Consider the following 17716-nt stretch of genomic DNA (forward strand, 5'->3'; position numbering starts at 1 on the left):
CGGCGGTGATAACGTGGAAAACCCGAATCGTTTCACCTGTATCTGTCAGAACGTAAGTTCCGTAAGGCAATTACTACGATGAAAAGAAATACCGCCATCCCCCGTTCCGGGGCAAGGGAGTTGGGTGTCCGTGCTGACACGCATCGCCGTGAACATGTCACCGATGTGTTGTTAATCGGCGGTGGCATCATGAGCGCGACTCTCGGCACCTTTCTTCAGGAGCTGGAGCCAGCGTGGTCTATTACCATGGTCGAGCGCATGGACGGTGTTGCTCAGGAGAGCTCTAACGGCTGGAATAATGCCGGTACCGGCCACTCGGCACTGATGGAACTGAACTATACGCCACAACATTCGGACGGCTCGGTCAGCATTGAAAAAGCGGTCGAAATCAATGAAGCCTTCCAGCTATCCCGTCAGTTCTGGGCGCATCAGGTCGAACGCGGCGTATTGCACCAGCCGCGCAGCTTTATCAACAGCGTGCCCCATATCAGTTTCGTCTGGGGTGAAGAGCATGTTAATTTCCTGCGTGCACGTTACAGGGCGCTACAGCAAAGTACGCTGTTCCGCGAGATGCGCTACTCGGAAGATCATCAACAAATCAGAGAGTGGGCACCGCTGGTGATGGAAGGGCGCGATCCGCAACAAAAGATCGCAGCAACGCGTACCGACAATGGCACCGATGTCAATTATGGCGAAATTACCCGTCAGTTTATCGCGGCGCTGCAAAAGCGGGATAACTTCGCGTTGCAGCTGAATACTCAGGTACGCGGCTTTAAACGCAACGCGGATAAAAGCTGGACGGTGCGGGTATCGGATACCGATAACCCGAAAGCCAGCCGTCTGATCCGGGCCAAATTCATATTTATTGGTGCGGGCGGTGCGGCACTAAAATTACTGCAAAAAACGCGCATTCCGCAGGCGAACGACTACGCCGGTTTCCCGGTAGGCGGTCAGTTTCTGGTCTGCGAGAACCCGGAGATCGCCCGGCATCACCTGGCGAAAGTGTATGGTCAGGCTTCTACCGGTGCGCCGCCGATGTCGGTTCCCCATATCGATACCCGCATCATTGACGGCAAACGAGTAGTGCTGTTCGGACCCTTCGCTACCTTCTCGACCCGTTTTCTGAAAAACGGCTCTCTCTGGGATCTCCTCAGCTCAACCAACGCCTCTAATCTGCTGCCGATGGTCAATGTCGGGCTGGATAATTTTGCGCTGGTGAAATACCTGGTCGGTCAGGTCCTGCAAAAGGACGAGGATCGTTTTGCGGCATTACGCGCGTATTATCCGCAGGCTGAAAAAGCGGACTGGCGGTTATGGCAGGCCGGGCAGCGGGTGCAAATTATTAAACGCGATGCGCAAAAGGGCGGGGTATTGCGGCTTGGGACCGAGGTGGTGTGTGACGACGAAGGCACCGTGGCGGCGCTGCTGGGCGCATCGCCCGGCGCGTCAACCGCCGCGCCGATTATGCTGCACCTGATGGAGAAGGTTTTCGCGCAGCAAATGGCATCGCCGGAATGGCAGGCCAGGCTGAAACAGATTGTGCCTGGCTACGGAATGCCTCTGGACGGTCGTCCGGCTGCCACGCAGGAGATGATGGCATGGACCAGCGACGTGCTGGAGCTGGACTACGCACCGCCGCGCCAGCCGGATGCCGTGCCGCAGCCGCAGAGTAAGCCGCAGCCGGTGAGTATTGAACCGGTTGCCGATATCGCGCTGTAATCCACCGGGTAAACGCGGCGAAGGCCACGCTTACTCGGCCACCAGCCACATATCGGCCTCATCGAACATTTCTTCCAGCATACGGTTCAGTTTTTCCCGATCGCTTTTACTGGCGTCGCTGTTCAGCCCGTTGGCCTGCATCGGTTTTACCCGCACATCGGCCTCAGGAAAGATGCGATGTACGCGACGCGTCAGTTCTTCAAGGATAATTTCCCGTGCATTGGGAAGGCCAGCCACGTTACGTTTATCGTAAACCAGTTCTACAAACATTTTACCGCCTTTGGAACACTGTTTTTATGTACAGCAATTTACCAGCCGCGACGGGAAAGTACAGCGCTTTCGTGGGCTTTTTGTGCGTTGTCGGTGACAGATCAACTTATCCTGACATAGTCGTCGGGCAGCGGGTAGTGACGTTAGCCCCGCGCGAGAGGCAACTTGTTAATACCTGCCTCCCGGCCACGATGATGGTGGGTGGTTTCGCTACAGATATGCACGATCAGATTATGGTAAGAGAGGAATTGTTTTTGATAGCAAAATTAATCGCCATAATATCAGGCCCTCAAAACTCCGCTTTACGGCGGAGTTTTGTTGCGCAATAGTTATTTGTTTTCACCTACTTTGCTAATTTTTTTTCAATCTTTTTACCAATCGATATAAAGGGTTTTTCAACATAAAAGTGTAATAGCGTTCCAGTTGCCATGGTGATCGTTGTCATCATAAAGAATCTCCCCCAACCTATTATTTGTGCGCAAAATTCAGGGTGATAGAAATCTAGCATATTTATAAATACATAATGTAATATATAGATTGAGAACGATATGTCGCCAAGAAAATTTAGTAATTTGTTTTCTTTAAATCCAACGCTTTTATCATAGGTCAAAAATCCAAATAGCAAGATCGCAGATATGAGTCCAGCCCGGTCAAGACCGAAACCCGTTAGATTGCGACTAAAATAAAATGAGATGAAAAGTCCAGTACAGACAAAAAATATAAAAGTGGCTATTTCTTTTTTGATAGTAAACTGAAACCTTCTAAATAACTCATAAAATATCATTCCGACGACAAATTCGGCAATAACAGGTGATGAAATAAATCTTAACATACCGAAAGCCGGGTTATCCGCTGGTACATGTGCGGCGGCACCTCCTGATATAGATAATTCACCATTGAAATATATCTGTAAAATGATCACTGGTATTAACAAAAAGATTGATGCTAAAACGGTTCTATATCTATGAGTAAAAAACATCGCCAGCATAAATATAAAGTAAAAGTATATCTCATAGGTTAAAGTCCATGCTGGGCCAAGAACATTATAGCCAAATCCTGGCGAGAGCAACGAGTAGTCTCTGTGAATAAAGAACATCCCTCTGAGAATATTTTCAGAAGGCTGGAACCTGTATACGGTTAGCGTGCCAAAAATAAAAACGATTATGAAGGTAGGATAGATTCTAAAAAAACGGCGGATAATAAAAATTATCTCTGACATAATATTGCGAGTTGACAGAGCAATAATAAATCCACTTATCATGAAGAACAGATCAACGCCAAAGGCTCCTGATTCGAACAAGATTTCGCCAAGATTTTTTTGAGCGTACACATTATTTATATATCCGTTGAAATGGAAGAATATCACCATAAGGGCCGCTATTCCGCGTAGGTGATGTATTGATAATATTTTGTTCTTCATGTGTAAAAATAGTTCCTTCTAAATGTCACATAACAATTATTTTGTGAAAAAATATAGTCAGAAATGTTAGTCGCTTAACTATTAGATGATAGATATGTACATTTTATAAATATAATGCTTTTGAGTTTTTCTTCATTTGAGATGCATCAAAACTAATGTGTTTAAGAATATATAATTTATTATGCACTGTACTTATATAAGTATATCCTTACAGGATTTCCTTATTGTCGACAGGCTATCATCATTATGGCCTCACTATCGATTTGCTTTTTCAGCCAGGCAGTTATCAAGGTAGCTATGCCCCCGAAAGTAGATATATGCTATCCAGGCAGAAACGGGTTCACAAAGTTGATTAGAAAAGCGCTGACCATGACTCAAAGAATGAGAGCTGCTTGATAACAGCGGGATGCATCATGTACTAACAGAGAAAAAAGTGAGGATCGTTATGACTGTTGAAAGTATTGTTTAAAGCCAGAAAATGACAGGCATAAAAAAACCAACCTTGCGGTTGGTTTTCTTGGGATTTTTGGTCGGCACGAGAGGATTTGAACCTCCGACCCCCGACACCCCATGACGGTGCGCTACCAGGCTGCGCTACGTGCCGATTTGTGGGCCTAATAGTACCTCTTTCCCCGGCGATTGCAAGCCACCGATCTGCTGACTGATTTATAATTAATCAATCAGTTAGCGACAAACCGTTTTTCATCCGTCAGAACCTGGAGCAGTAAACTCATCTGCGGTTTGCGATCGCGTATTTTGTCGCCGTGGGCATTCCAGGTTTTGTAATCGCCATTATGCCCCAGCACCACGGTTTCCTGTGGCGTGGTGATGGCCAGCGTATTGCCGCTGGCCGCCGTCACCCAGTTATAGCGCCGGGTAACGCTGAACAGGTCCTGGCCCTGGGAATATTCATTGGCAGGCGTTGTGACCCGTAGCAGCCGCTGCATCAGGGTCGCCATCACGTCTTTATGATCGGTGAGGGTGTTAATGCGCTGCGCGGGCGTTCCCGGCCAGTGAATGACCAGCGGAACCTGAAGCCGGGCACGAGACCAGTCAAATTCCTCGCGCTGTTTATCCAGCGGCACCCCGTGACCTGCGGTGATGATCACTACCGTGTTATCCAGCTTGCCAGAGGCTTTCAGCGCGTCCAGCACGCGGGAAATCTGCGCATCCACATCCGCCGCTGCACGCGTGTAGCGGCGGGTAAAGGCTTGCTGATTGCTCTCATCAACGTTGGTACCATTAAGGGCAATCCACGAGAACCAGCGGTTATCTTCCTGCGCGTAGCGATCGAGCCAGTTAATCCACTGGTTCGCCGTTTGCGCATCGGACTGCGTCCGGGCAGGCGGCAGGGAGAAGTCAGAGAGCAGCGCCTGACGGTAAAGCGGGCTACTAAAGCCGTCGGAGGAGAACAGCCCCAGTTGATAGCCCTGCTGATTCAGCGCCGTCACCAGCGCAGCAGGAATGCGCGACGACAGCACGCCATCCATATAGCCCGGGGAAATACCGTAAAACAGACCGAAAATGCCGTTGTCGGTGCTGTTACCCGAACTCATATGCTGGGTAAAGTTGATATTCTGCTGAGCGAAGCTGGCCAGCCCCGGCATCTGTTGTTCATAACGGGAATAGTTCAGACCATCAACGGTAATCAGCAGCACGTTCTGGCCGGTACCCATATCGCGGTAGTGCAGATCGCTCAGCGGATACTGCACGGAGACCGCCTCCGGATCGCCTTGCTCGATTAGCCGGCGCTGATAATCCTGCGCATCCAGCAGGCCATGTTTTTCGAGGAAACGGCGAGCGGTCATCGGATAGGAGAGCGGCAGGTTAGCGCGCTGCATGGTAATCGGACGATAGAAATTGGCGTCAGCCCAGATATAAATGCTGTGCGAGGCGATAAAGGCGACAAAGAACAGCGCCACCACCGGCCTTGCGTAGCGACGACGGCGCGTCAGGCTGCGCAACTTTTGCCAGCTCCAGGTGGCAAACAGCATCTCAATAAGCAAAATGACCGGCACGCTGATAAACATTAATTGCCAGTCGCGCGCGGTTTCATTCTGGTCGGGATTAAACACCAGTTCCCAGACGATGCGGTTAAGATGCAGGTGGAAGCGGGTAAATACTTCGCTATCAATCAGCAGAAGCGTCATCCCGCAGGTGGCAAGAATGGCGGAAATAAACCGCATCAGCCGCTGCGACATCACGAAAAAGGTGAGCGGGAACAGAATCAGCAGATAGGTGGCGAACACCAGAAAGCTGAAATGCCCGACAATACTCAGGTACGAGTAAACGCGTCCCGGCAGTGTTGTCGGCCAGTCGGCAACAAAAAGATAGCGGCTACCGATCGCCGTTGCCAACAGAATGTTGAACAAAGCAAACCAGTGCCCCCAGCTAACCATCTGGGAGACTTTTTCACGGTAGCGCTGACGATGAGTCACCATATGCAGTCGTTCGTTTTCCTTAGTGCGCCTGTTCGTCGCTTACCGAGGATTGCAGCGCCTGGGCAAAAGAACGGGCGATAGCCTGACGCTGAGCCGGTGCGATGCTGGTATTAATCAGATTCGTCACCATGTTCCCCAGCACCATCAATGAAAGATCGGTGGGGGTTTTGTGTTTTTCTAATACATTGACCAGCTCGCTCAGCAGTTGTTCAACGTGTTCATCACTATAGCGGGAGTGTTGTGGCATAAATCAAAATCAGTCTGTTCATGAAAGGGCAACATATTACCGTAGCAACAGCTTTTTTTCCCCTTTTTTTCACCTTACACTGTGAGGCCACCAACGGTGGTTGATTACCGTTTGGTCCAAAAGGAGAGTTTACCATGAGTCTGGATATCAACCAGATTGCCCTGCATCAGTTAATCAAGCGTGATGAACAAAGCCTGGAACTGGTGCTGCGCGATTCATTGCTGGAGCCAACGGCCCCCGTCGAAGAGATGATGGCCGAGCTGCACCGGGTTTATAGCGCCAAAAACAAAGCTTACGGTCTGTTTAGCGAAGAGAGCGAGCTGGCGCAGGCGCTGCGTCTGCAACGTCAGGGCGAAGAAGACTTCCTGGCCTTCAGCCGGGCGGCAACCGGGCGACTGCGCGATGAGCTGGCGAAATATCCGTTTGCTGACGGCGGTGTTGTCCTGTTCTGCCACTACCGTTATCTGGCGGTGGAGTATCTGTTGGTGGCGGTACTGAACAACTTAAGCAGCATGCGCGTGAACGAAAATCTGGATATCAGTTCTATTCACTATCTGGATATTAACCATGCGGATATCGTTGCCCGTATTGATTTGACCGAGTGGGAAACCAACCCGGAGTCCACGCGTTATCTGACGTTCCTCAAAGGACGGGTAGGGCGCAAGGTCGCCGATTTCTTTATGGATTTCCTCGGTGCCAGCGAAGGGCTGAATGCTAAAGCGCAAAACCGTGGCCTGTTGCAGGCGGTCGACGACTTTACCGCCGAGGCCCAGCTCGATAAATCAGAACGCCAGACTGTGCGCCAGCAGGTGTACGATTACTGTAGCGAGCAGCTTCAGGCGGGGGAAGAGATTGCCCTTGAATCGCTGTCGAAAGAGCTTTCCAGCGTCAGTGAGGTGAGTTTCAGCGAGTTTACCGCCGAGAAAGGTTATGAGCTGGAGGAGAGTTTTCCGGCCGACCGCAGCACCCTGCGTCAATTAACTAAATACGCCGGCAGCGGTGGTGGATTAACCATCAACTTTGACGCCTTGCTGCTTGGCGAGCGCATTTTCTGGGATCCGGCCACCGATACGCTGACTATTAAAGGTACGCCACCGAATCTGCGCGATCAGCTTCAGCGTCGCACTTCCGGCGGTAAGTAAGATTTAGCGCATAAAAAAACCCCGCCGGAGCGGGGTTCTTCTTTAACTTGTCAGCGATTACGCGCGAACGAAGTCGATGTGAGACAGTTTCGGTTTGTACGGATGACGCTGTACAGCCTGAACTTTCACGTTTACTTCTTTGCCATCGATAACCAGAGTCTGCACTTCGCTGTAGAATTCAGCTTTAGCTTGCAGGTTCATCACTTTGTCGTGATCCAGTTCGATAGCGATCGGAGCTTCAGTTCCACCGTAAACGATAGCCGGGAACTTGTTAGCTGCGCGCAGGCGGCGGCTCGCACCCTTACCCTGCTCTTTACGTACTTCTGCGTTGATAGTAGACATTAATTTCTCTCTTCAATAAATCCTGCTACAGGCGACCCAGTAACAGGTAAGCGTTCTGCTTTGCGTGTGCAAAAGCGGGCGGTATTCTATACCCGTACGGCCGTAACAGCAATGAAAAGCGCGCCTAACCGCGTAATTCATTGGCGCGGCGGTAGCGTCCGGCGTAATCAAACAGTTTTTCGCGCACCTGCCAGTACTGACCCTTCTTACGGGCGACCACAAAATCGGGATGGCGCAAAAACGGCTGTTGAGCCACGATATCAGCGGCGGTAATCCAGCGCAGCGGCACGCCGGGTGTGCGCGTATGCGGGCGAATAAACAGCTGTTCAAACGCGGTTCGCTGCGCAGGCGTTTGCAGACGAAACCGCTCGCTGACGTCGGCTCCATCCTCGTCGTAATAGGTGATTTTCAGCCATTCACCTTTCTCATCGGCACCGTGTTGCAGGGTCATGCCGCCGCAGCGCAACACCAGCGCATCTTTTAACTTCAGCGCCGCCTTCAGCATGTCATCGGGATCGACCAGTACCGTATCGCACTCGCGACAGCGGCGGGCGGCGATATCATTCTCCGCGTTACACTGCGGGCAGTTTTTGAAACGAAAGCGGTAATCGCACTGCTCGCGATGCCCTTCATCATCTTCAAACCAGCCCTGACAGCGGCGGCCAAAGTGCTCAATCAGCGTGCCGTCGGCGGTGGTTTTTCCCCAGAAGGTATTGGCAAAACCGCAGGCAGGACAAAACACCTGCACCGGGACGTTATCGCTTTTGCCTTTCGGCGCTCCCACTTCCGGGGCGTAGAGATCGTGGGGATTGCCCGCATAGTCGAGGATCAGGCAATCGGTTTTGCCCGGCGACAGGCGCAAACCGCGACCAACAATTTGCTGATACAGGCTGACGGACTCTGTGGGGCGCAAAATGGCAATCAAATCGACGTGCGGCGCGTCGAATCCGGTCGTCAGTACCGACACGTTGACCAGATAACGAAACTGCTGAGCTTTAAAGGCGCTAATTAATTCGTCTCGCTGTGCGCCCGGCGTTTCACCGGTAATAAGCGCCGCCTCGCTGGCAGGCAGCAGACCGACAATTTCCCGCGCGTGCTCGACGGTAGCGGCAAAAATCATCACGCCTTTGCGCGTCTGGGCGAACTCGATTATCTGGCTGATAATATGCGGCGTCACGCGCTGCTGTTTTTTCAGCTCGCGGTTAAGATCCGCCTCGCTAAACAAGCCGTTGCTCTGCGCCTGAAGGCGGCTGAAATCGTACTGGACTACCGGCATATCCAGCCGCTCCGGTGGCGTCAGGTAGCCATGTTTAATCATGTAGCGCAGCGGCAGTTCATAAATACAGTCGCGAAATAGCGCCTTTTCATCGCCGCGCACCATGCCGTGATAGTGAAAACGATAAATCCAGCCTTTGCCGAGGCGAAAGGGCGTTGCGGTCAACCCCAGCAGCCGCAGACGGGGGTTGGCGGCGGATAAATGCGCCAGAATTTGCTGATACTGGCTGTCCGTGTCGTCGCTGATCCGGTGGCATTCATCGACGATCAGCAGGGAAAACTCGCCCTGAAACGCCTCAAGATTGCGCGCCACCGACTGCACGCTACCGAAAACCACTTTGCCGTGGCTCTCTTTACGCTTCAGACCCGCCGCGAAAATATCCGCCTCCAGCCCCAGCGCCAGGTATTTGGCGTGGTTTTGCTCGACCAGCTCTTTGACGTGCGCCAGCACCAGCACGCGCCCACGCGCCACCCTTGCCAGTTCGGCAATGACCAGGCTCTTTCCGGCCCCGGTTGGCAGGACGATAACGGCCGGTTCCTGATGCTGGCGAAAATGGGCGAGGGTGGCATCCACCGCTTCCCGTTGATAAGGGCGAAGAGTAAAGGTCATATTCATCTTAAATAGTATGCCGCGGTGCTTTTTCCCTTGAGCGGCAGTCACAGGCCGCTATACTGTGAGGTGCAGAACCGCTTCTTTTTTCGGACAACGTTGTCCGACTCCAGGCATAATTACAGGCAAAAATAATTCATGCGACTTGATAAATTTATCGCTCAGCAGCTTGGCGTAAGCCGTGCTATTGCCGGGCGTGAAATTCGTGCCAACCGTGTCACGGTGGATGACGAAATAGTAAGGGACAGCGCCTTTAAACTTCAACCGGAACATGCGATCGCCTACGACGGCAATCCGCTTGCCCAGCAGCACGGCCCGCGCTATTTCATGCTCAACAAACCGCAGGGCTATGTCTGCTCGACTGACGATCCGGATCATCCGACAGTGCTTTACTTCCTCGACGAACCGGTGGCGTACAAGCTGCATGCCGCAGGACGCCTGGATATCGACACCACCGGGCTGGTGCTGATGACCGATGATGGACAGTGGTCGCATCGTATCACTTCTCCGCGTCATCATTGCGAAAAAACCTATCTCGTCACCCTGGAATCGCCGGTGGCGGAGGATACCGCTGAACAGTTCGCGCGCGGCGTACAGCTCCACAATGAAAAAGATCTGACGAAGCCCGCCACGCTTGAGGTGATCACCCCAACCGAGGTGCGTCTGACCATCAGTGAAGGGCGCTACCATCAGGTAAAACGCATGTTTGCTGCCGTGGGCAACCATGTCATTGGCCTGCATCGTGAGCGCATCGGCGGTATTGTGCTGGATGCGGATCTCGCACCGGGCGAATACCGGGCGCTGACCGCAGAAGAAATTGCCAGTCCTGGCATGCCGTAACATGAATAACAGGAGTTAAGGGTGACGACAAAGCAGCGCTCCTCGCTGGGTATCGTGTTTATTCTTGGCCTGCTGGCCATGCTGATGCCGCTTTCGATTGATATGTATTTGCCTGCGTTGCCGGTTATTTCCGCGCAGTTCGGCGTGCCAGCCGGTAGCGCGCAGATGACGCTCAGCACCTATATTCTTGGCTTTGCGCTCGGTCAGCTCCTGTACGGGCCGATGGCGGATAGCCTTGGACGTAAGCCAGTGATCCTCGGCGGCACGCTGGTGTTTGCGGCCGCGGCCGCGGCGTGCGCCCTGTCACAAACCATTGACTACCTGATTGTGATGCGCTTTTTTCACGGGCTGGCCGCAGCGGCGGCAAGCGTGGTGATTAACGCCCTGATGCGCGATATTTATCCGAAAGAAGAATTTTCGCGCATGATGTCGTTCGTCATGCTGGTCACGACCATCGCCCCGCTGGTGGCACCGATGGTCGGTGGCGCGGTACTCATCTGGTTTAGCTGGCACACAATATTCTGGATCCTTGCGGTTGCCGCGCTGCTGGCCTCAGCGATGATTTTCTTTTTCATCGACGAGACGCTGCCTGTTGAACGGCGACAGAAATTCCGCCTTCGCACAACGGGCGGCAATTTTGCCTCGCTGTTTCGGCATAAACGCGTGCTGAGCTATATGCTGGCAAGCGGCTTCAGCTTCGCCGGGATGTTCTCGTTTTTGAGCGCGGGGCCGTTTGTGTATATCGAACTGAACCACGTTCCGCCGCAGCACTTCGGCTATTACTTTGCGCTGAATGTCGTATTCCTGTTTGTACTGACCATTGTGAACAGCCGATTTGTCCGGCGGGTAGGGGCGCTGAATATGTTCCGCGCCGGGCTGTGGGTTCAGTTTGCCACTGCGGTATGGCTGGTGGTGTGCGGGCTTTTCGATGTCGGCTTCTGGTCGATGGTGGTGGGCGTGGCGGCGTTTGTCGGCTGCGTGTCGCTGGTCTCCTCCAACGCGATGGCGGTCATTCTGGATGAGTTTCCGCATATGGCGGGTACGGCCTCTTCTCTGGCGGGAACCTTCCGTTTTGGCATCGGTGCGATTGTCGGTGCGCTGCTGTCGCTGGCGACATTCAGCACCGCCTGGCCGATGATTTTATCGATCGCCTTCTGTGCGACCAGCTCCATTCTGTTCTGTTTGTACGCCAGCCGCAGTAAAAAATCCGCACGCTAATCTGCATTTTCGGGGACGTCACGGTCCCCATCTCCTGCTCTTCTTGATGAAATGTTTGTTTTTTGTAAAAACATTTTGTGTAAAAAGTCACGCCAGTGTTGTTAAAAAGGTTGTTTTAGATCACAAAAACGGGTACATATAGCGCCAAAAGGCTCCTGTAACGCTGATTACACTCATGGAAGTTGAGCCTCTGAATCCTTACTGGTTGTGAATGAAAGCGTTTTCTTCAGGATGCACGACGAATTGTCAACCATGTGTTAATATTGATGTGAATCAATTGTTAATTTTACTGCTTCCGGGGACAAAAAAGTGACTCATCAACAACTCTCCATCGTACACCGTTTGCCGCAGAGCTATCGCTGGCTGTCCGGATTTGCGGGTTCAAGAGTTGAACCGATTCCGCAAAGTACGCCTGCCTGTGAAAACTGCCTGGTCGCGCTGAAGCTTTTGAGTCCGGACGGTGATAACGCCTGGCCGGTGATGCATACTCTGAGCCAGGCATTAACCGATATTGAAGTCGACTGCTCGGTACTGGAGTGTGAGGGCGAGCCGTGTCTGTTTGTGAGCCGACAAGATGAGTTTGCCGCCACCTGCCGGTTAAAAAATTTCGGGGTGGCGATTGCCGAGCCGTTTTCAGGCCATAATCCTTTCTGACCGTCAGCTTAAGGTTAATAGCTGGCGGGTATAGTCCTGCTGAGGATCGGTAAATACGCGTCCGCACTCGCCTTGCTCCACCACTTCCCCCTGTCGCAGTACGATCACCTGATGGCACAGCGAACGCACGACGTGCAAATCGTGGCTGATAAAGATATAGGCCAGACGATGCTTCGCCTGTAACGACTTCAGCAGCGTGAGGATTTGCGCCTGTACGGTGCGATCCAGCGATGACGTCGGTTCATCCAGAATAATCAACTCCGGTTTCAAAATCAGCGCGCGTGCAATGGCGATACGCTGGCGTTGTCCGCCTGAAAAGGCTGCCGGATAACGATGGCGCATCTCCGCGTCCAGCCCCACTTCCTGTAGTACCGCAATGACCTGCTTCTCACGCTCCTGGGCGCTCAGCGTTGGCTGATGCACGCGCAGCCCTTCTTCCACAATTTGCAGCACGTTGAGGCGGGGGTTCAACGACGAATTGGGATCCTGAAACACCACCTGAATGCGGTGGCGCACCGGTAACAGCTGTTTACGGCTTAATCCGTCCAGCGGTTGACCATCAAACTGGATACGCCCTTTTGAGGCGATGAGCCTCAGCAGCGCCATCCCGGTGGTGCTTTTACCCGAGCCGGATTCACCGACCAGCCCCAGCGCTTCACCGGGACGCAGGGTAAAACTCAGGTTTTTCACCACGCGATTGTGATCGACGACGCGTCGCAGCAGGCCTTTGCGTACCGGGAATTCAACGCACAGATCCTCTACCTGTAGCAGAGGCGTTGTTTCTTGCGGCAGAGGTACCGGATCGCCTGACGGTTCGCTATTCAACAGACGTTGCGTATAAGGATGTGCGGGCGCAGAAAAGAGCGTGGCGGCGCGATTTTGCTCCACGCAGCGACCGTTCTGCATGACCGCCACGTTATCCGCCAGCTTGCGCACGATGCTCAGGTTATGGGTAATAAACAGCAGACCCATATTCAGTTCCTGGCGTAATTCACGCAGCAGTTGCAGGATTTGCGCCTGCACTGAAACGTCCAGCGCCGTGGTCGGTTCGTCGGCGATCAGCAACTCCGGGCGTGTTAACAGCGCCATGGCGATCATCACCCGCTGACGTTCGCCGCCGGAAAGCTGATGCGGATAATCGGCAAGGCGGCGGGCCGCGTTGCGAATGCCAACCCGATCCAGGCAGGTGAGGATTTCCGCCCGTGCCGCTTCTCTGCGCATCCCGCGATGCAGCGATAGAACCTCATAAAGCTGCCTTTCGAGGGTATGCAACGGGTTGAGCGAGACCATGGGCTCCTGGAATATCATGGCGATGCGATTGCCACGAATGCCGCGCAAGGTCCGCTCGTCAGCGTGCAGTAGCGACTGACCGTGAAAACAGATATCGCCTTCCGGCCAGCTTACCGGCGGGGAAGGGAGCAGACGCAGTATCGACAGGGCTGACACCGTTTTTCCGGAGCCTGATTCGCCGACCAGCGCCAGCGTTTCACCCGCTTCCACCTGAAGCGACAAATCGCTGACCACGGTGCGGGTTTCGCCCTGTTGCGTAAAGGCGACGGAAAGCCGGTCGATGGCTAATAGTGGATGCGTCATCTTATACCGCCTTATTAGGATCGAAGGCGTCGCGCACGGCTTCACCGATGAAAATCAGCAGCGACAGCAAAATGGCTATCGATAAAAAGGCAGTAATGCCGAGCCACGGGGCCTGTAAATTATTCTTGCCCTGTAAAAGCAGTTCGCCCAGCGACGGCGATCCCAGCGGCAGACCAAAACCGAGAAAATCCAGTGAGGTCAGCGTAGTGACCGAGCTGCATAAAATAAATGGCAGAAAGGTGAGGGTGGCGACCATCGCGTTGGGCAGCATATGCCGGAAAATAATCGCGCTATCGCTGACGCCCATCGCCTGCGCCGCGCGAATATAGTCATAGTTACGGGTGCGCAAAAACTCCGCGCGGACCACGCCGACCAGCGCCATCCAGCCAAACAGAACGGTGATCCCGAGCAGCCACCAGAAATTAGGCTGAATGACACTGGAAAGCAGAATGATCAAAAAGAGCGTCGGCATACCCGACCACACTTCGATGATGCGCTGACCCCAGAGGTCGACTTTTCCGCCGTAATAACCCTGAATGGCACCCGCCACCACGCCCAGCACGCTGGTACACAGGGTCAGCATCAGGCCAAACAGCAGCGAGATCCGCGAGCCGTAGAGAATACGCGCCAGCACGTCTCCGCCATTGGCATCAGTTCCCAGCCAGTTTTGTGCCGAAGGCGGCGCGGGAAAGGGTTTATCGCTGGAGAAATTGATGCTGTTAGCGCCGAAACGAATGGGAGCCCACAGCACCCAGCCATGATTGGCAAGCTGTTTTTGTAGCCACGGATCCTGATAATCTGCGGCGGTGGTAAACGGCCCGCCAAAATCACGTTCGCTGTAGTTTTTCAGCACGGGCACATACAGGCTTCCCTGATACTGCACCAGCAGCGGCTTATCATTGGCGATAATTTCTGACAACAGGCAGCAGATAAAAATCACCATGAAGATCCATAGCGACCAGTAGCCACGACGGTTATGGCGAAAACGCGCCCAGCGGGCCTGATTGATGGAATTTACCTGACGCATCAGCGGCCCTCAAAATCAATACGCGGATCGACAAACGTATAGGTGATATCGCTCAAAATATTCAGCAGCAGCCCGACCAGCGTAAAGATGTACAGGGTGCCGAACATCACCGGATAATCACGGGAAATCGTCGATTCATAACCCAACAGTCCCAGCCCGTTCAGGGAGAACATCACCTCAATTAACAGTGAGCCGGTAAAAAACATGCTGATAAACGTGGCCGGGAAACCGGCGATCACCAGCAGCATGGCGTTACGAAAGACGTGTCCCCAGAGAATGTTTTTCTCGCTGACGCCTTTTGCCCGCGCGGTGACCACGTATTGTTTGCGGATCTCATCGAGAAACGAATTCTTGGTCAGCATCGTCAGCGCGGCAAAACCGCCTATCACCGTTGCCAGCACGGGCAGGGTAATATGCCACAGATAGTCGGTAATTTTTTGATACCACGGCAGGGTATCAAAGTTGGCGGACACCAGACCACGTAGCGGGAAAATATCGTAATAGCTGCCGCCCGCGAAGAAGACGATCATCAGAATAGCGAACAGAAACGCCGGGATCGCATAGCCGATAATAATCAACGCGCTGCTCCAGGTATCAAAGCGGCTGCCGTTTTGCACCGCTTTGCGTATGCCAAGCGGTATCGACACCAGGTAGATGATGAGCGTGCTCCATAACCCGAGGGTAATCGATACCGGCAGGCTCTGCTTAATGAGCGTTAATACCGACGCGCTGCGAAACAGGCTGTCGCCGAAATCAAAGCGCACATAGTCCCACAGCATTTTAAAATAGCGCTCGTGCAGGGGCTTATCGAAGCCATAGCGATGGGTGATCTCGGCGATGACCTCTGGATCGAGGCCGCGTCCGCCGCGGTAATGGCTTTCGCTCAGATTACCGACGCCGGGCCGCGCATGTGATGCACTGAGGCCGCCGCCGCCCGCGCCCGGTAAACCGCTAGACTGACCCATTTCAATGGTGGCAATCGCCTGATCGACCGGACCACCAGGGGCTACCTGAACAATAAAAAAGTTGATGGTGATAATCGCCCACAGGGTCGGGATCACCAGTAATAAGCGGCGAAGTAGATAAGCGCCCATGCCTGCTCCTTAACGTCTGGCTGCGGGTAATTTTGCCGCTTTGTTAACATCGTACCACCAGTTATCGAAACCGACAGAGTAGAGCGGTCGCGTAGCCGGATGTGAAAATTTATCCCAGTAGGCCAGTCGGTCTTTCGCCATATACCACATCGGCAGCATATAGTAGTTCCAGGTTAATACCCGATCCAGCGCACGTCCGAGGGGCAACAGTTTCTCTTTGTTTCCCTGCTCGCGAATAATCTGCGCGATTAACGCATCAATCACCGGGCTTTTTACCCCCGGCGCGTTATAGCTGGAGTCGATATAGTCTGAGGCCCAGGAAATTTGTAAATCGGAACTCGGCCACGGCATCGCCTGTACCACGCGAGGCATCATGTCGTAGTCGCGGCTGCGCAAGCGGCTGGTGAGCTGGGAGTTGTCGATCTGGCGAATATCCATCGTAACGCCGATCCGCGCCAGGTTGTGTTTAAACGCCAGCACCCATTGATCGTTGCCGCCAGAAGGCAGCAGCAGCTCGAAGCGCAGCGGCTTACCGGTTTGGCTGTTCACCCGCTGCTGGCCTTTCATCACCCATCCCGCCTGGGTTAACAGGTCGCTGGCTTTGAGCAGATTATCGCGATCGTAGCCATCCGCATTAGATTTCGGCGGCTGATAAACAGAGGTAAATACCTCGGGAGGCAGATCTTTTTTCAGTGGTGCCAGCAGCGTCAGCTCATCCGCATCCGGATAGTGGCGTGCCGCGTACTCGGTATTAAGGAAATAGCTATCAGGCCGGGAGTAGGCGTTGTAAAACAGCGTCTTGTTCATCCATTCAAAATCAAACGCCAGCGTGATGGCTTCCCGTACTTTTCTGTCACTGAATACCGGACGCTGAATATTAAAGGCCAGCCAGCGGGCGTCCTGAGCGGCATCGCTTTCCAGTTCTTCTTTAACAATCTGGTGGTTGGCGAAATTCTTGCCAATGTAGCGGGTAGCCCAGTTTTTGGCGCTGCCTTCGGTACGAAAATCAAACGCGCCCGCTTTGAATGCTTCGAAAGCGACGTTGTCATCAAGATAGTAATCGTAGCGGATGGTATCGAAATTCCAGCGTCCACGGTTAACCGGCAGATTTGCCGCCCAGTAGTCTTTCACCCGCGAATAAGTTACATATTGCCCCATTCGGCAGGCGCTGATTTTATACGGACCGCTGGCCAGCGGCGGCTGTGAGAGCGGATCGCTCAGCTTATGCTTACGCCAGAATTTCTCCGGCATGACCGGCAGAGAAAAGAGGCTCAGCATATTCTCTTTGCCCGGTTGAGCAAGTTCGATGCGCACGGTCAGCGGCGCGATGGCTTTAAACGTCGTCCCTTTGTAGATCAGACGAAACTGCGGCACGCCTTCGGTCATAAACTTGTTAAAGGTAAACACGACATCCTGTGCCGTCATCGGCGTGCCGTCGTGAAATCTGGCACGCGGATTAATGCTCAGTTCAACCCACGAATAGTCGTCGGCGTAACGCGCCGATTCGGCCACCAGCGGATAATAGCTGCCCGGCTCATCATCGGACGTGGTGAATAAAGTATCGTAAAGCGCACCTGTCCGTTCCGCGGGATTGCCGCGCATTGCAAAACGGTTAAAGTTATCGAAAGTGCCAATCGCCGCCATCGTCACCGCGCCGCCTTTCGGTGCAGCGGGATTGACATAATCAAAGTGCGAAAAGTTAACGGCGTATTTTGGCTCGCCGATCACCGCAAACGCAGTATTCTCTTTGATGGTTTGCGCCTGGGCTATGCAGCTGAATAGCGCGATGAGTAAGAAAATGAGGCGTACTAACATACCTGAACG

At 53.2% G+C, this 17716-nt stretch carries 15 protein-coding genes and 1 tRNA gene; 5 read left to right on the forward strand and 11 right to left on the reverse strand.

Features of this window, described 5'->3' with window-relative positions:
• The first annotated feature begins 78 nt into the window (after positions 1-78).
• Positions 79-1719, forward strand: coding sequence for a malate dehydrogenase (quinone) (mqo, locus tag INT84_RS07820; protein ID WP_194206345.1), 1641 nt, complete (start codon positions 79-81; stop codon positions 1717-1719).
• Between the two features lie 30 nt (positions 1720-1749).
• Here the strand turns inward: mqo and INT84_RS07825 are convergent, their stop codons facing one another.
• The 5 genes from INT84_RS07825 to INT84_RS07845 all read right to left on the reverse strand — a co-directional run bounded on the left by INT84_RS07825 (position 1750) and on the right by INT84_RS07845 (position 6097).
• Entirely contained in the window at positions 1750-1989 is a 240-nt protein-coding gene (locus INT84_RS07825; RefSeq protein ID WP_176917725.1) for a DinI family protein, read from the reverse strand.
• Between the two features lie 343 nt (positions 1990-2332).
• Entirely contained in the window at positions 2333-3409 is a 1077-nt protein-coding gene (locus INT84_RS07830) for an acyltransferase (protein WP_194206346.1), read from the reverse strand.
• A 527-nt stretch (positions 3410-3936) separates the two neighbouring features.
• Positions 3937-4013, reverse strand: a tRNA-Pro gene (locus INT84_RS07835).
• 76 nt (positions 4014-4089) lie between these two features.
• Positions 4090-5850, reverse strand: a complete 1761-nt coding sequence (gene yejM, locus INT84_RS07840; protein ID WP_194206347.1) for an LPS biosynthesis-modulating metalloenzyme YejM — start codon at positions 5848-5850, stop codon at positions 4090-4092.
• A gap of 19 nt (positions 5851-5869) precedes the next feature.
• Positions 5870-6097, reverse strand: a complete 228-nt coding sequence (locus INT84_RS07845) for a YejL family protein (RefSeq protein ID WP_176919011.1) — start codon at positions 6095-6097, stop codon at positions 5870-5872.
• Positions 6098-6231: 134 nt separating this feature from the next.
• On the opposite strand from INT84_RS07845, the gene yejK reads away from it, so the two are divergent.
• Complete coding sequence (yejK, locus tag INT84_RS07850) at positions 6232-7239, forward strand: nucleoid-associated protein YejK (RefSeq protein WP_176919012.1); 1008 nt, start codon at positions 6232-6234, stop codon at positions 7237-7239.
• 57 nt (positions 7240-7296) lie between these two features.
• Here yejK and rplY read toward each other — a convergent pair whose 3' ends face one another.
• Positions 7297-7581: a 50S ribosomal protein L25 gene (gene rplY / locus INT84_RS07855; protein WP_194206348.1), complete on the reverse strand. Its 285-nt coding sequence runs from the start codon at positions 7579-7581 to the stop codon at positions 7297-7299.
• Positions 7582-7705: 124 nt separating this feature from the next.
• Positions 7706-9466: a DEAD/DEAH box helicase gene (locus INT84_RS07860; protein WP_194206349.1), complete on the reverse strand. Its 1761-nt coding sequence runs from the start codon at positions 9464-9466 to the stop codon at positions 7706-7708.
• 138 nt (positions 9467-9604) lie between these two features.
• Here INT84_RS07860 and rsuA point away from each other — a divergent pair, with 138 nt between their 5' ends.
• The 3 genes from rsuA (at position 9605) to INT84_RS07875 (ending at position 12178) form a co-directional block, all read left to right on the forward strand.
• Complete coding sequence (gene rsuA, locus INT84_RS07865; protein ID WP_194206350.1) at positions 9605-10306, forward strand: 16S rRNA pseudouridine(516) synthase RsuA; 702 nt, start codon at positions 9605-9607, stop codon at positions 10304-10306.
• Positions 10307-10327: 21 nt separating this feature from the next.
• Positions 10328-11524, forward strand: coding sequence for a Bcr/CflA family multidrug efflux MFS transporter (locus INT84_RS07870; protein ID WP_176919015.1), 1197 nt, complete (start codon positions 10328-10330; stop codon positions 11522-11524).
• Positions 11525-11833: 309 nt separating this feature from the next.
• Positions 11834-12178, forward strand: coding sequence for a YejG family protein (locus INT84_RS07875; protein ID WP_176919016.1), 345 nt, complete (start codon positions 11834-11836; stop codon positions 12176-12178).
• A 3-nt stretch (positions 12179-12181) separates the two neighbouring features.
• Here INT84_RS07875 and yejF read toward each other — a convergent pair whose 3' ends face one another.
• Genes yejF through INT84_RS07895 form a run of 4 tightly spaced genes read right to left on the reverse strand, consistent with a single transcriptional unit; the run spans position 12182 to position 17707 of the window.
• Entirely contained in the window at positions 12182-13771 is a 1590-nt protein-coding gene (gene yejF / locus INT84_RS07880) for a microcin C ABC transporter ATP-binding protein YejF (RefSeq protein WP_194206351.1), read from the reverse strand.
• A 1-nt stretch (position 13772) separates the two neighbouring features.
• On the reverse strand, positions 13773-14798 hold the full coding sequence (locus INT84_RS07885) for a microcin C ABC transporter permease (protein ID WP_194206352.1): 1026 nt from the start codon (positions 14796-14798) through the stop codon (positions 13773-13775).
• The gene (locus INT84_RS07890) at positions 14798-15892 is read right to left on the reverse strand and encodes a microcin C ABC transporter permease YejB (protein ID WP_194206353.1); all 1095 of its coding nucleotides are present in this window, start codon (positions 15890-15892) and stop codon (positions 14798-14800) included. Before INT84_RS07890 ends, INT84_RS07885 begins: the two co-directional genes overlap by 1 nt.
• 9 nt (positions 15893-15901) lie before the next feature.
• On the reverse strand, positions 15902-17707 hold the full coding sequence (locus INT84_RS07895; RefSeq protein WP_194206354.1) for an extracellular solute-binding protein: 1806 nt from the start codon (positions 17705-17707) through the stop codon (positions 15902-15904).
• Positions 17708-17716 lie beyond the last annotated feature (9 nt).

Origin of the sequence: Superficieibacter sp. 1612_C1 (genome assembly GCF_015234305.1) — a bacterium.
Taxonomy (GTDB): Bacteria; Pseudomonadota; Gammaproteobacteria; order Enterobacterales; family Enterobacteriaceae; genus Superficieibacter.

Bases quoted from the DNA above. Each gene is read 5' to 3' on its own strand.
- mqo (WP_194206345.1), top strand. From the start codon at position 79: ATGAAAAGAAATACCGCCATCCCCCGTTCCGGGGCAAGGGAGTTGGGT.
- INT84_RS07825 (WP_176917725.1), bottom strand. From the start codon at position 1,989: ATGTTTGTAGAACTGGTTTACGATAAACGTAACGTGGCTGGCCTTCCC.
- INT84_RS07830 (WP_194206346.1), bottom strand. From the start codon at position 3,409: ATGAAGAACAAAATATTATCAATACATCACCTACGCGGAATAGCGGCC.
- yejM (WP_194206347.1), bottom strand. From the start codon at position 5,850: ATGGTGACTCATCGTCAGCGCTACCGTGAAAAAGTCTCCCAGATGGTT.
- INT84_RS07845 (WP_176919011.1), bottom strand. From the start codon at position 6,097: ATGCCACAACACTCCCGCTATAGTGATGAACACGTTGAACAACTGCTG.
- yejK (WP_176919012.1), top strand. From the start codon at position 6,232: ATGAGTCTGGATATCAACCAGATTGCCCTGCATCAGTTAATCAAGCGT.
- rplY (WP_194206348.1), bottom strand. From the start codon at position 7,581: ATGTCTACTATCAACGCAGAAGTACGTAAAGAGCAGGGTAAGGGTGCG.
- INT84_RS07860 (WP_194206349.1), bottom strand. From the start codon at position 9,466: ATGACCTTTACTCTTCGCCCTTATCAACGGGAAGCGGTGGATGCCACC.
- rsuA (WP_194206350.1), top strand. From the start codon at position 9,605: ATGCGACTTGATAAATTTATCGCTCAGCAGCTTGGCGTAAGCCGTGCT.
- yejF (WP_194206351.1), bottom strand. From the start codon at position 13,771: ATGACGCATCCACTATTAGCCATCGACCGGCTTTCCGTCGCCTTTACG.
- INT84_RS07885 (WP_194206352.1), bottom strand. From the start codon at position 14,798: ATGCGTCAGGTAAATTCCATCAATCAGGCCCGCTGGGCGCGTTTTCGC.
- INT84_RS07890 (WP_194206353.1), bottom strand. From the start codon at position 15,892: ATGGGCGCTTATCTACTTCGCCGCTTATTACTGGTGATCCCGACCCTG.
- INT84_RS07895 (WP_194206354.1), bottom strand. From the start codon at position 17,707: ATGTTAGTACGCCTCATTTTCTTACTCATCGCGCTATTCAGCTGCATA.